Here is a 12786-nt window from a genome sequence, read left to right as displayed (position 1 = left end):
CCCGTCTCATTTGTCGATGTCGCCGACGACGAAGAACAGCGAGCCGAGGATCGCGACCATGTCCGCGACCAGCGTGCCCGGCAGCAGCTCGGTGAGCGCCTGGATGTTGTTGTACGACGCCGAGCGGAGCTTGAGGCGGTACGGCGTCTTCTCGCCCTTGGAGACGAGGTAGTAGCCGTTGATGCCCAGCGGGTTCTCGGTCCAGGCGTAGGTGTGTCCCTCGGGCGCCTTCAGGACCTTGGGCAGCCGCTGGTTGATCGGTCCCGGCGGGAGCGTCTCGATGCCGTCCAGGCAGGCGTCCGCCAGGGCCAGCGCGTTGTGCGTCTGCTCCAGCAGCACCTCGAAGCGGGCCAGGCAGTCGCCCTCGCTCCGGGTGACCACCTTCAGGGTGTCCTGCAACTCCCCGTACGCCAGATAGGGCTCGTCGCGGCGCAGGTCGAAGTCGACGCCGGACGCGCGGGCGATCGGACCGCTCACGCCGTACGCGTGGACCGCTTCGGGGGACAGGACGCCCACCCTGCGGGTGCGGCCGCGGAAGATCTCGTTGCCGAGGACCAGGTTGTCGTAGATGTCCATGCGCGAGCGGACGTCGGCGACGGCGAGCCGGGCGCGGCCGAGCCACCCCGCCGGAAGGTCCTCCTTGAGGCCGCCCACGCGGTTGAACATGTAGTGCATCCGGCCGCCGGAGACCTCCTCCATCACGGTCTGGAGCTCCTCGCGCTCGCGGAACGCGTGGAAGACCGGTGTGATGCCGCCGAGTTCGAGCGGGTACGAGCCGAGGAACATCAGGTGGTTGAGCACCCGGTTGAGTTCGGCGAGGAGCGTACGGGTCCACACGGCGCGCTCGGGGACCTCCATGCCGAGCATGCGCTCGACGGCCATGACGACGCCGAGCTCGTTGGAGAAGGCGGAGAGCCAGTCGTGGCGGTTGGCGAGCATCACGATCTGGCGGTAGTCGCGCGCCTCGAAGAGTTTCTCGGCGCCGCGGTGCATATAGCCGATGACCGGTTCGGCGTGCTGGATGCGCTCGCCGTCGAGCACGAGGCGGAGGCGGAGGACGCCGTGCGTGGAGGGGTGCTGCGGGCCGATGTTGAGCACCATGTCGGTGCTTTCCGCCGCGCCGCCGATGCCGACCGTCGTCTCCGTCATGGCGCCAGTATCCCCGACGGGGTGGGGGACCTCACGGGTCCCCGGCCTCCGGCCCGGATCCCCTCCACCCGCGGCCCCGGCCGCGCCCCGCGCCCGCCCGCACGGCAACAGGCTTCGGTACCCGTCGGCCTCGGACCGTGCCCAGCGCCCGGCGGACCCCTGCCTCAGTCCCCGGCGGCCCGGGCGGCCTCCGGCACGCGCTGGAGCAGCCAGCCGAAGTCGCCCAGGCCGCCGTGGGCCGTCAGTTCCGCCGCCTCGCCCGCCCGCGACAGCGCACGGACGTACGCGGCCGGGTCCGTCGAGGCGAGAGAGAGCGGCGGACGGGAGCCCGAGACTCCGAGCGTGCGCAGCACTTCCCGCTGCGTGGTCAGCTCCGCGCCCGGCAGGGCGCACGCGTCCAGCGCCACATGGGCCGTGAGGTCGCAGCTGCCGTCGGGGACCGGGCGTACCTCCCTGCCCTCCCGGAAGCCCGTCAGGGTGCCGAATGGCGGCCGTGCCGCGGCCGTGTGGGCGTAGTCCGCCGCGACCGCGAGCCCCGCCCGCAGTGTGGCGACCGCCCGCGCCCACTCCTCGTCGCGCGGCCGCCCGATCTCCGCCCGGCTGCCGGGCTCCTTCAACGGCCACCAGCGGTCCAGCCATGCGGCGTCCGCGCCGCTGACCGGAGGGCCGAGGCGCTCGGTGCCGTCCGGTCCCACGAGCACCAGCCGCGGGACGCCGTCCTCGTCCGCCTCGGCGACGTCGACGGGCACGTTGTCGAGCCACTCGTTGGCGAACAGCAGCCCCCGAACACCGGCCGGGGGCTCGGCCACCCACGCGATGCGATCGTCGAGGCCCTCGGGGCGTGCCGCCTTCTCGACGGCGTACGCCCGTACCGGGAAGTCCGCCGGAAGCGCCGCGAGCACACCGGTCACCAGTTCCCCGCGGCCCGCGCCCATGTCGACGAACGCCAGGTCCCCGGGCGTCCCGGCCAGTTCCTCCGCGGTGCGCCGCAGCAGTGCCGCGACGGCCGCGGCGAAGAGGGGGGAGGCGTGCACCGACGTACGGAAATGTCCCACCGGTCCCTCGGGCCGCAGATAGAAACCGGCCGTCCCGTAGAGCGCGCTCCGCGCGGCTTCCCGCCAGCCCGGCCACTGACACGTCTCATCCGTCACGGGCCCAAGTCTCCACCTTGCGGAGTACGCCTCCGCCCACCGGATCGCTCTGCCGGTTGACCCCTGCACCTATGTACGTTCCCTACTCTGGGTTACGTGCAGCGCCTCTATGACTTCATCCGCAGACACCCGACGGGCGTCGACACCTTCTGGGCTGTCGTGCTCGGCGGGATCTCCCTGCTGTGGGCGGCCACGGTTCCGGTCGGGGTCGGCGACAAGTGGACGGCGGCACTGGTCGTGCTGCTGCTCAGCCTGGTCGTGGCGCTGCGCCGTCGTATGCCGGAGAAGATGCTGGTCCTCACGGCCGCGCTGGGTGTCGCCCAGCTCGCGCTGGACATCGAGGTCAACCCGGCCGACTTCGCGATGCTGGTGATCATCTACACCGTCGCCGCGCACGACCGGTCGCCCTGGGCGTCCCGGCTGGCCCTCGTCGGCGGGCTGTCCGCGGCCACCCTGGCGCAGTTGCGCTGGCCGATGGAGGAGACCGGCACCTGGGGCAAGGTCTTCTTCACGGTCGTGCTGAGTGTGCCGTTCGCGCTGGCCTGGGTGCTCGGTGACTCGATACGCACCCGTCGCGCGTACTTCGACCAGCTCGAGGAGCGCGCGACGCGGCTGGAGAAGGAACGCGAGGCGCAGTCGAAGGTCGCGGTCGCCGCAGAACGCGCCCGGATCGCCCGTGAACTGCACGATGTCGTCGCCCACAACGTCTCGGTGATGGTCGTCCAGGCCGACGGCGCCGCCTATGTGCTGGACGCCGCGCCCGACCAGGCCAAGCAGGCGCTGGAGACGATCTCCACCACCGGCCGCCAGGCGCTCGCGGAGATGCGCCGGCTGCTGGGAGTCCTGCGTACCGGGGACGCGCCGGAGAGCGGTGAGTACGTCCCGCAGCCCGATGTTCAGCAGATCGAGGACCTCGTGGAGCAGGTGCGCCACTCGGGTCTGACCGTGGACTTCAAGATCGAGGGCACGGCCCGGCAGCTGCCGAGCGGCGTCGAGCTCACCGCGTACCGCATCGTGCAGGAGGCGCTGACCAATACGCGCAAGCACGGTGGCCCGGAGGCCGGAGCGAGTGTGCGGCTGGTCTACTTCGACGACGGTCTCGGACTGCTGGTCGAGGACGACGGCCGCGGCTCGGCGCACGAACTGTACGAGGACGGCGGCGCCGACGGGCGCGGCCACGGACTCATCGGCATGAGGGAGCGCGTCGGTATGGTCGGCGGCACGCTGGACGCCGGGCCGCGGCCTGGCGGCGGCTTCCGGATCAGCGCCCTCCTGCCCCTCAAGCCGGCCCACTAGCCGCGCGGCCCGGCCCGACAGTCCCGACCCGTACCGGCCCGCTCCAGACCCCACAGCCCCGAGAGACCGAGGACCCCGCTGCCATGTCCATCCGTGTGATGCTCGTCGACGATCAGGTGCTGCTGCGCACGGGATTCCGCATGGTGCTGGCCGCCCAGCCCGACATGGAGGTCGTCGCGGAGGCGGGCGACGGGGCCGAGGCGATCGAGAACCTCCGGTCCACGGCCGTGGACGTGGTGCTGATGGACGTCCGTATGCCGAGGCTCGACGGCGTCGAGGCGACGCGGCGGATCTGTGCCGCGCCGAACCCGCCGAAGGTGCTGATCCTGACCACCTTCGACCTGGACGAGTACGCGTTCTCCGGGCTGAAGGCGGGCGCGAGCGGCTTCATGCTGAAGGACGTGCCGCCCGCCGAACTGCTCGGTGCGATCCGCTCGGTCCACAGCGGTGACGCGGTCGTCGCACCGTCGACGACCCGCCGCCTCCTGGACCGCTTCTCCCCGATGCTGCCGAGCAGTGGCAGCGAGCCGCAGCACAAGGAGCTGGAGCGGCTCACCGAGCGGGAGCGCGAGGTGATGATGCTCGTCGCCCAGGGTCTGTCGAACGGCGAGATCGCCGCCCGGCTGGTGCTGTCGGAGGCCACGGTGAAGACCCATGTGGGCCGCATCCTGACGAAGCTGAACCTGCGCGACCGGGTGCAGGTGGTCGTGCTGGCGTACGAGACGGGCCTGGTGCGCGCGGGCGGCGGAGCGGCGTCCTGACGCGCACGGCGTGGAGAGGGATCCGGCACATCCGCTTCGGCCGACAGCCGCGTACGGCCTCTCCGCCGGACGATCCGGAGCCCGGATTCCGCTAGCGCAGCACCGTCTCCAGGAAGTCGCTGCCCAGCCGCGCCACGGCGGAGACGTCCAGCTGGTGCAGGACGTACCGGCCGCGCCGGCGCGTGGAGACGAGCCCGGCCTTCTTCAGCACCGACAGGTGCCGTGAGACCTCCGGCGCGGTGATGTTGTACGCGTCCGCCAGCTCGCTCGTCGTGTACGCGGCGCGGGCCAGGTTGCGGCACAGCCGCATGCGCATGGGGTGGGCGAGCGCCTCCATCCGCAGCTTCAGCAGCTCGACGGGTGCGGGGCCGGGCAGTCCGGGCGAGCCGACCGGGTAGTGGATCACCGGCCGCCAGCCCGGCGCGTGCAGCACCATCAGATGCGGCCAGCCGAAGCTCGACGGCACGAACGACAGCCCGGCGCCCACCGAGGGGTCGACGGCCGTCGTCCGCCCGTCGGCCAGCTTGTCGGCGCTGATACGGGTCCGGTCCTCGTCCACCGTGAGCGCCGGGGAGACGTCGTACAGCGCCTCGGCGAGGCCCTTGTGGCGCAGCAGCTCTGTCTTGTGCCGGGCGTCGGCGGCCAGTTGTGGTGCGACGCGGCGCCAGGTGTCGGCGAAGAAGGCCTGGTCGCAGTCCTCGAAGAGCCTGCGCACCCAGGCGCGCACGGACGCCGGGTCGTCCAGCAGCCGCCGGGTGAAGTCGAGCTGCTTGGGCCCGCGGGTGGCGGCCAGTTCGAGCGCCCGCTCCCGCCGGGCGGGGTCGGTCAGGGCGGACGGGCCGGCGATTCCGTACGTACTGGCGCAGGTGAACTCCAGCGCCGCCGACACGAACCGCTCGTCGTCGAGACGGTCGAGCAGGTCCAGCTCCTCGGCGATCGTCGCGCCCGTACGGCCACCGGCGGCGCCGAGGGTCGCGGGCAGCCCCGCGAACGGCATGAAGACGTCGGAGAAGGTGGACCGCCACAGGAAGTCCGCCTCGTGCAGGCGGTCCGCGAGATCGGGCTTGAGCCCGGCGGCGGTGGCGGTGGCCCAGCCGTGGAGGCCCGGATGGTGCGCCGGCTCGGCCAGCGCGTGCAGGGCGACGCCGAGCTCGGCGAGGGGGGAGATGTCGAAGACGATGCGCTCCTGAGGGAGCCCGCTGATGTCGATGGTCACGCTCACAGGTCCCATGGTGCGGGGTGCGCGGGACGGGAGAGCGCCGGTTGACGCGGCTCGTCAATCGACGCGACGGGCGGTGGGGGCCCGGCGCAGCGTGGAGGACATGAACGCCATGCAGCAGCACATGATCGACAGCTACCGCGCCTCCGTCCTCGGCACCCCGGCTCCGCCGCAGCCGGGCGTCCACGACTGGCAGGTCGCACGCGAACTGGGAGCGGAGATGGCGCGCGGTCCGGGACTCCTGCGGACCCTGCGGGCGCGGCTCCACAGAGCGGAGCGCCCGAGGACACCCAACGGCTGAAGCACGGGGTGCGCGGGCGGTGCCTTCCGTCGCGGGACCGGCCGGACCCGACCGCGCGCCGCTCCTACCCCACCCGCCCCAGAAACCCCTTCAGGGCCTCTCTCACGTCCTGTGCCGACCACTCCAGCCCCTGCGACGCCACCGTCACCTCCGTGACCGACAGCCCCGGCGGAGAGCCGTCCGAGAACCATCTGCGGAACAGCGTCACCCCCGTCTCCTCGGCCTGGGCCACCGCCGCCTCGTTCAACATGTCCGCGTCATACGGCAGCCAGACCTGGAACTGGTGCGTGTGCGGAACCTGCGGGTGCACACGGAACCAGGGCGCGTCGCTCTCGCGCAGGCCCTCCTCCAGCGCCGCGGCGACCGCCTTGGCATGCGCCACGTACGACGGCAGCCGCGGCAGTTCGCGCTCCAGCCCGAGCAGCGCCGACAGCGCCGCCGGATACTGCTGGAACATCAGGCCCCCGTACCGGTGCCGCCAGGCGCGGGCCTCCGCGATCAGGTCCGCGGGACCCGCCAGCGCGGCGCCCGAGAGCGCGTCGAGCGACTTGTAGAAGGAGACGTACACGCTGTCCGCGAGCGAGGCGATTTCGTCCAGCGGGCGGCCGAAATGCGTCACGCACTCCCACAGCCGTGCACCGTCGAAGTGGACGACGGCGTCCCGCTCGCGCGCCGCCTCTGTCACGTCGACCAGCGCGTCCCATGACGGAAGGACGAAGCCCGCCTCCCGCAGGGGCAGTTCCAGCATCAGGGCCCCGAAGGGCTCCTCGAAGTCCTGGACCTCCTCCGCCGTCGGCAGCCTCGGTTCCGTCGTCGGGTGGACCGTCCGGAGCCCGCTCACCGCCGAGAAGGCGCCGCGCTCGTGCATTTCCGGGTGGGCCGTGGGATGCAGCGCGACCGTGCTGTTGCCCGTCCGGCCCGCCCAGCAGCGCAGCGCCACCTGCTGCGCCATCGTCCCGGTCGGGAAGAACGCGGCCTCGGGGAACCCGAGCAGCAGGGCCACCCGCCGCTCCAGCTCGGCGACCACCCCGTTGCCGTACACATCGGTCCAGTCGTCCAGGTCATGGACCTGGCCGGCGTCCGCCGCGAGGGCCGTCAGCCGCTCCCGGATCCGGTGGTCGGCGGACGCCCGCCAGAGCACCCGGTCCGATCCGCGCCACGCGGCCAGCCTGCGCCGCCGCTCGTCCTGTTCGCCGGTGTCAGTCACTCCTCGATCATTCCCCACAGCCTGTGGACAACCGGAAGTGCGGGGGCCCTGCTGGCGTAGCATGACGGGAAATCGTCCGGTACCCCCCGCGGACTGGAACGGAAGGCCCCCACCGCGTGAATGCCACAGCACCACAGGAACCGCTCGACCCGCGGGACCGCCCCGCACGCCTGACCGTCGGCGTCGTCGGAGCGGGCCGGGTCGGACCGGCGCTGGCGGCGTCGCTCCAGCTCGCCGGACACCGCCCGGTCGCGGTCTCCGGAGTCTCGGACGCCTCGGTGCGACGCGCCGCCGTCCTGCTGCCCGACGTGCCCATCGTGACGCCCGCCGACGTCCTCGCCCGCGCCGAGCTGGTCCTGCTGACCGTCCCCGACGACGCGCTGCCCGCGCTCGTCGAAGGTCTCGTCGAGACCGGTGCCGTGCGGCCGGGACAGCTGCTGGTGCACACCTCCGGGCGGTACGGAGTGGGCGTGCTGGACCCGGCGTTGCGCGCGGGCGCGCTGCCTCTCGCCCTGCACCCCGCGATGACGTTCACCGGCACGAGCGTGGACGTCCAGCGGCTGGCCGGCTGCTCGTTCGGGGTGACCGCACCGCAGGAGCTGCGACTCGCCGCCGAGGCGCTGGTCATCGAGATGGGCGGCGAGCCCGAGTGGATCGAGGAGGAGTCCCGCCCGCTCTATCACGCGGCCCTCGCCCTCGGCGCCAACCACCTGGTGACCCTGGTGGCCCAGTCGATGGAGCTGCTGCGCACGGCGGGGGTCGCCGCCCCCGACCGGATGCTCGGCCCGCTGCTCGGCGCGGCCCTCGACAACGCCCTGCGGTCGGGGGACGCCGCCCTCACCGGCCCCGTCGCCCGCGGAGACGCCGGCACCGTCGCGGCGCATGTCGCGGAGCTGCGCAAGCACGCACCGGGCACCGTCGCCGGTTATCTCGCGATGGCCCGCACCACCGCCGACCGGGCGCTCGCCCACGGGCTGCTCAAGCCGGAGCTGGCCGAGGACCTCCTCGGTGTGCTGGCGGAGGACGACGCGCGATGAGCTTCCGCATGGTGACGACCGCCGACGAACTGAACACCCCGAGGGCCTTGGGCGGCACCCGCGCCGTCGTGATGACCATGGGCGCCCTGCACGAGGGCCACGCCTCGCTCGTACGCACCGCCCGCGACCTCGTCGGCCCGGCCGGCTCGGTGGTCGTCACGGTCTTCGTCAACCCGCTGCAGTTCGGCGCGGGCGAGGACCTCGCCCGCTATCCCCGCACCCTCGACGCGGACCTCGCGACCGCCGAGGCCGCAGGCGCCGACATCGTCTTCGCGCCCTCCGTCGACGAGGTCTACCCGGGCGGGGAGCCCCAGGTCAGGATCTCGGCCGGCCCCATGGGCGAGCGTCTCGAAGGGGCGTCCCGCCCGGGCCACTTCGACGGCATGCTCACCGTCGTCGCCAAGCTCCTGCACCTCACGCGCCCCGACATCGCGCTCTACGGCCAGAAGGACGCGCAGCAGCTCGCGCTGATCCGCCGGATGGCGCGGGACCTGAACTTCCCGGTCGAGATCGTCGGCGTACCGACCGTGCGCGAGGAGGACGGTCTCGCCCTCTCCAGCCGCAACCGCTATCTCTCCCCGGCCGAGCGGATCACCGCGCTCTCCCTGTCCCGGGCCCTGTTCGCGGCCCGTGACCGCCTCGCCGCGCAGCAGGCACTGCACGCCCGCGCCGAGGCGACGCCCGGCACGCTCGCCCGGGCCGCCGCGCTCTCGGCCATAGGGGAGGCGCGGGCCGCGGCCGACACCGCGGCCGTCGCCCAGGCCGGTCCCGGCTGCGCCGAGGACGTACGGACCGCGGCGCGCACCGTCCTGGACGAGGCCGCGCGGCTCACCCCGCCGCTCGCCCTCGACTACCTCGCCCTCGTCGACCCGGCCACCTTCGCCGAGATCCACGACGACCACCACGGCGAGGCGATCATCGCCGTCGCGGCGAAGGTCGGCGGCACCCGCCTGATCGACAACATTCCCCTGAGGTTCGGAGTCTCCACGTGACCGGCATACGGCTGAACGCCTCCGCGCCCGGCTGGGCCATCGCCGCCGACGTCGTCGTGGTCGGTTCGGGCGTCGCCGGCCTGACCGCCGCGCTCCGCTGCGCCGCAGCCGGGCTCTCCACGGTCGTGGTCACCAAGGCACGCCTGGACGACGGCTCCACCCGCTGGGCGCAGGGCGGCATCGCCGCCGCGCTGGGTGAGGGCGACACCCCCGACCAGCACCTGGACGACACCCTCGTCGCGGGCGCCGGCCTGTGCGACGAGGAGGCGGTCCGGGCCCTGGTCACCGAAGGCCCGGACGCCGTGCGGAGGCTGATCGCCACCGGCGCCCACTTCGACACCTCCGCCGCCGGCGAGATAGAGCTCACGCGCGAGGGCGGCCACCACCGCCGCCGTATCGCGCACGCCGGAGGCGACGCGACGGGCGCCGAGATCTCCCGCGCACTCGTCGAGGCCGTCCGCGACGGGGGCCTGCGCACCATCGAGAACGCGCTGGTCCTGGACCTGCTCACGGACGCCGAAGGCCGTACCGCGGGAGTCACCCTGCACGTCATGGGCGAGGGCCAGCACGACGGCGTCGGCGCCGTCCACGCCCCGGCCGTCGTCCTCGCCACCGGGGGCATGGGACAGGTCTTCTCCGCCACCACCAACCCCGCCGTCTCCACCGGCGACGGTGTGGCACTCGCGCTGCGCGCCGGTGCCGAGGTCTCCGACCTGGAGTTCGTCCAGTTCCACCCGACGGTGCTGTTCCTCGGAACGGACTCGGAGGGCCAGCAGCCGCTCGTCTCGGAGGCCGTCCGCGGAGAGGGCGCCCATCTCGTCGACGCCGCAGGCACCCGCTTCATGCTCGGCCAGCACGAACTCGCCGAACTGGCGCCCCGCGACATCGTCGCCAAGGGCATCATGCGCCGGATGCAGGAACAGGGCGCGGCCCACATGTACCTGGACGCCCGCCACTTCGGGGCCCGGATGTGGGAACAGCGCTTCCCGACCATCCTCGCGGCCTGCCGGGCCCACGGCATCGACCCGGTCACCGAACCGATCCCGGTCGCCCCCGCCGCCCACTACGCCTCCGGCGGCGTACGCACCGACCTGCGCGGCCGCACCACCGTCCCGGGGCTGTACGCCTGTGGCGAGGTCGCCTGCACCGGCGTCCACGGCGCCAACCGGCTCGCCTCCAACTCCCTGCTGGAGGGGCTCGTCTTCGCGGAGCGCATCGCGGCGGACATCGCCTCGCGCGCACCGCTCTCCGCCGGCGAGCCCGTCGCCCCCGCCAGCCCGACGGAACTGCCGCTGATCGCCCCCGAGGCACGCGCCGAGATCCAGCGGATCATGTCGCAGGGCGCGGGGGTCCTGCGCTCCGCGGCCAGCCTGACGGAGGCCGCCACCGCGCTGGAAGGTGTCCACCGCGCGGCCGTCGAGGGCCAGGAGGGCCCCGCCAAGACGGCCGAGCCGGGCGTGGAGTCCTGGGAGACCTCGAACCTGCTGTGCGTCGCCCGCGTCCTGACCGCCGCCGCCCTCGAACGCGAGGAGACCCGCGGCTGCCACTGGCGCGAGGACCGGCCCGACCGGGACGACACCACCTGGCGCCGCCATCTGGTGATCCGCATCGAGCCCGACCGCACCCTCGTCGTCCGCCGCACCGAGAGCACCGCGTTCCCCGCCACCACCGTCCCCGACGCCCCCAGGGAGCAGTAACCGTGAGCACGCCCGAAGAACGTCCGCGTCCCGTGGACGTACCCCTGATCCAGATCGGCGCCCCGGCCGAGTCCTCCGGGGGCTGTGGTGACGCCTGCGGCTGTGCCGGTGGTGAGGAGGGATACGACGAGCTGGAGTGCGGGCTCGACCCCGCCCTCGCCGCGATGCTCGCCGACGCGGGTCTGGACCCCGTCCAGGTCGAGGACATCGCCCACCTCGCCCTCGGCGAGGACCTCGACGGCGGCGCGGACGTGACCAGCCTGGCGACCGTCCCCCAGGACGCCGTCGCCACCGGCGACTTCACCGCCCGCGAGGCCGGCACGGTCGCCGGGCTCCAGGTCGCCGAGGCGGTGCTGTCGGTGGTGTGCTCGGACGCGTTCACCGTCGAGCGCCACGTCGCCGACGGCGACCGCGTGGAGGCCGGCCAGAAGCTGCTGTCCGTCACCGCCGACACCCGTGACCTGCTCACGGGTGAGCGCAGCGCGCTGAACATCCTGTGCCGCCTCTCCGGCATCGCGACCGCGACGCAGGCCTGGTCGGACGCGCTGGAGGGCACGAAGGCGCGGGTCCGTGACACCCGCAAGACGACCCCGGGACTGCGGGCCCTGGAGAAGTACGCCGTCCGCTGCGGCGGCGGCGTCAACCACCGCATGTCCCTCTCGGACGCGGCCCTGGTCAAGGACAACCACGTGGTGGCCGCGGGTGGCGTCGCGGCGGCGTTCAAGGCCGTACGGAACGCCTACCCGGACCTGGCGATCGAGGTCGAGGTGGACACCCTCCACCAGGTCCGTGAGGTCCTGGACGCGGGCGCTGACCTCATCCTGCTGGACAACTTCACCCCGGCGGAGACCGAGGAGGCCGTCGCGATCGTCGCCGGCCGCGCCGCCCTCGAATCGTCCGGCCGGCTCAGCCTCGACAACGCACGGGCGTACGCCGACACGGGCGTCGACTACCTCGCGGTGGGCGCGCTGACGCACTCCTCCCCGATCCTCGACATCGGCCTCGACCTCCGTGAGGCTGACGTCTGATGCTGCTCACCATCGACGTCGGCAACACCCACACCGTGCTGGGGCTGTTCGACGGGGAAGAGATCGTCGAGCACTGGCGCATCTCCACGGACGCCCGCCGTACCGCCGACGAACTGGCCGTCCTCCTCCAGGGCCTGATGGGCATGCACCCGCTGCTCGGGGACGAGCTGGGCGACGGCATCGAGGGCATCGCGATCTGCTCGACCGTCCCCTCCGTCCTGCACGAACTGCGCGAGGTGACCCGCCGCTACTACGGCGACGTGCCCGCGGTCCTCGTCGAGCCCGGCATCAAGACCGGTGTGCCGATCCTGATGGACAACCCCAAGGAGGTCGGCGCCGACCGCATCATCAACGCGGTCGCGGCGGTCGATCTCTACGGCGGGCCCGCGATCGTGGTCGACTTCGGCACGGCGACGACGTTCGACGCGGTGAGCGCGCGGGGAGAGTACGCGGGCGGCGTGATCGCCCCGGGCATCGAGATCTCGGTCGAGGCGCTGGGCGTCAAGGGCGCGCAGCTCCGCAAGATCGAACTGGCCCGCCCGCGCAGCGTGATCGGCAAGAACACGGTCGAGGCGATGCAGTCGGGCATCGTCTACGGCTTCGCGGGCCAGGTGGACGGCGTGGTGCGCCGGATGAAGGGCGAACTGGCGGACGAGGCGGACGAGGTGACCGTGATCGCGACGGGGGGTCTGGCGCCGATGGTGCTGGGCGAGGCGTCGGAGATCGACGAGCACGAGCCGTGGCTGACGCTGATCGGGCTGCGGCTGGTGTACGAGCGGAACGTGTCGCGGATGTAGGTGCGGGTGCGGGTTCTTGTCCGGTGCGGGTTCTTGTGGTGCGGGTGCGCCCGGTTGGTGGGTGGGTGCGGGGTTCGGGTTCTCCGGAGGGGGGTGTCCGGACTGCTTTCTCACCGCGCTTCGCGCGAGTTGCTGAAGCTTTGACGTCCGG

At 72.9% G+C, this 12786-nt stretch carries 12 protein-coding genes; 8 read left to right on the top strand and 4 right to left on the bottom strand.

What is annotated here, in order from left to right; all coding sequences use genetic code 11:
- Window positions 1–6: 6 nt before the first annotated feature.
- Together ACFWU3_RS24940 and ACFWU3_RS24935 are read right to left on the bottom strand one after the other, a co-directional pair.
- Window positions 7–1149 (bottom strand): NADH-quinone oxidoreductase subunit D, encoded by a 1143-nt coding sequence (locus tag ACFWU3_RS24940; protein ID WP_384441673.1) that lies wholly within the window; start codon window positions 1147–1149, stop codon window positions 7–9.
- Window positions 1150–1313: 164 nt separating this feature from the next.
- The gene (locus tag ACFWU3_RS24935; RefSeq protein ID WP_384441670.1) at window positions 1314–2300 is read right to left on the bottom strand and encodes an SAM-dependent methyltransferase; all 987 of its coding nucleotides are present in this window, start codon (window positions 2298–2300) and stop codon (window positions 1314–1316) included.
- 96 nt (window positions 2301–2396) lie between these two features.
- Here ACFWU3_RS24935 and ACFWU3_RS24930 point away from each other — a divergent pair, with 96 nt between their 5' ends.
- Complete coding sequence (locus ACFWU3_RS24930; protein WP_384441667.1) at window positions 2397–3596, top strand: sensor histidine kinase; 1200 nt, start codon at window positions 2397–2399, stop codon at window positions 3594–3596.
- An 83-nt stretch (window positions 3597–3679) separates the two neighbouring features.
- Entirely contained in the window at window positions 3680–4357 is a 678-nt protein-coding gene (locus tag ACFWU3_RS24925) for a response regulator transcription factor (RefSeq protein ID WP_352209692.1), read from the top strand.
- A gap of 91 nt (window positions 4358–4448) precedes the next feature.
- Here ACFWU3_RS24925 and ACFWU3_RS24920 read toward each other — a convergent pair whose 3' ends face one another.
- Entirely contained in the window at window positions 4449–5573 is a 1125-nt protein-coding gene (locus ACFWU3_RS24920; RefSeq protein ID WP_384441827.1) for a DUF5937 family protein, read from the bottom strand.
- 106 nt (window positions 5574–5679) lie between these two features.
- Here ACFWU3_RS24920 and ACFWU3_RS24915 point away from each other — a divergent pair, with 106 nt between their 5' ends.
- Window positions 5680–5877: a hypothetical protein gene (locus ACFWU3_RS24915; RefSeq protein WP_384441663.1), complete on the top strand. Its 198-nt coding sequence runs from the start codon at window positions 5680–5682 to the stop codon at window positions 5875–5877.
- A gap of 64 nt (window positions 5878–5941) precedes the next feature.
- Here the strand turns inward: ACFWU3_RS24915 and ACFWU3_RS24910 are convergent, their stop codons facing one another.
- Window positions 5942–7084 (bottom strand): threonine aldolase family protein, encoded by a 1143-nt coding sequence (locus ACFWU3_RS24910; protein WP_384441660.1) that lies wholly within the window; start codon window positions 7082–7084, stop codon window positions 5942–5944.
- Between the two features lie 116 nt (window positions 7085–7200).
- Here ACFWU3_RS24910 and ACFWU3_RS24905 point away from each other — a divergent pair, with 116 nt between their 5' ends.
- Genes ACFWU3_RS24905 through ACFWU3_RS24885 form a run of 5 tightly spaced genes read left to right on the top strand, consistent with a single transcriptional unit; the run spans window position 7201 to window position 12635 of the window.
- A complete protein-coding gene (locus ACFWU3_RS24905; RefSeq protein ID WP_384441657.1) occupies window positions 7201–8121 on the top strand; it encodes a Rossmann-like and DUF2520 domain-containing protein in 921 nt (306 codons plus the stop codon).
- Window positions 8118–9113 (top strand): pantoate--beta-alanine ligase, encoded by a 996-nt coding sequence (gene panC / locus ACFWU3_RS24900; RefSeq protein WP_384441654.1) that lies wholly within the window; start codon window positions 8118–8120, stop codon window positions 9111–9113. Before ACFWU3_RS24905 ends, panC begins: the two co-directional genes overlap by 4 nt.
- A complete protein-coding gene (locus ACFWU3_RS24895; RefSeq protein WP_384441651.1) occupies window positions 9110–10810 on the top strand; it encodes an L-aspartate oxidase in 1701 nt (566 codons plus the stop codon). Before panC ends, ACFWU3_RS24895 begins: the two co-directional genes overlap by 4 nt.
- A 2-nt stretch (window positions 10811–10812) precedes the next feature.
- Window positions 10813–11838 (top strand): carboxylating nicotinate-nucleotide diphosphorylase, encoded by a 1026-nt coding sequence (gene nadC / locus ACFWU3_RS24890; RefSeq protein ID WP_384441648.1) that lies wholly within the window; start codon window positions 10813–10815, stop codon window positions 11836–11838.
- On the top strand, window positions 11838–12635 hold the full coding sequence (locus tag ACFWU3_RS24885) for a type III pantothenate kinase (RefSeq protein WP_327681671.1): 798 nt from the start codon (window positions 11838–11840) through the stop codon (window positions 12633–12635). Before nadC ends, ACFWU3_RS24885 begins: the two co-directional genes overlap by 1 nt.
- Window positions 12636–12786 lie beyond the last annotated feature (151 nt).

The organism is Streptomyces sp. NPDC058685 (assembly GCF_042714725.1).
Taxonomy (GTDB): domain Bacteria; phylum Actinomycetota; class Actinomycetes; order Streptomycetales; family Streptomycetaceae; genus Streptomyces.
The sequence above is the reverse complement of the archived record's forward strand: the minus strand, read 5'-3'. Positions and strand labels throughout refer to the sequence as shown.

What these genes read in the sequence shown, in the direction of transcription:
- ACFWU3_RS24940 (WP_384441673.1), bottom strand. Translation starts at nt 1,149, where the DNA reads ATGACGGAGACGACGGTCGGCATCGGCGGCGCGGCGGAAAGCACCGAC.
- ACFWU3_RS24925 (WP_352209692.1), top strand. Translation starts at nt 3,680, where the DNA reads ATGTCCATCCGTGTGATGCTCGTCGACGATCAGGTGCTGCTGCGCACG.
- ACFWU3_RS24915 (WP_384441663.1), top strand. Translation starts at nt 5,680, where the DNA reads ATGAACGCCATGCAGCAGCACATGATCGACAGCTACCGCGCCTCCGTC.
- panC (WP_384441654.1), top strand. Translation starts at nt 8,118, where the DNA reads ATGAGCTTCCGCATGGTGACGACCGCCGACGAACTGAACACCCCGAGG.
- ACFWU3_RS24885 (WP_327681671.1), top strand. Translation starts at nt 11,838, where the DNA reads ATGCTGCTCACCATCGACGTCGGCAACACCCACACCGTGCTGGGGCTG.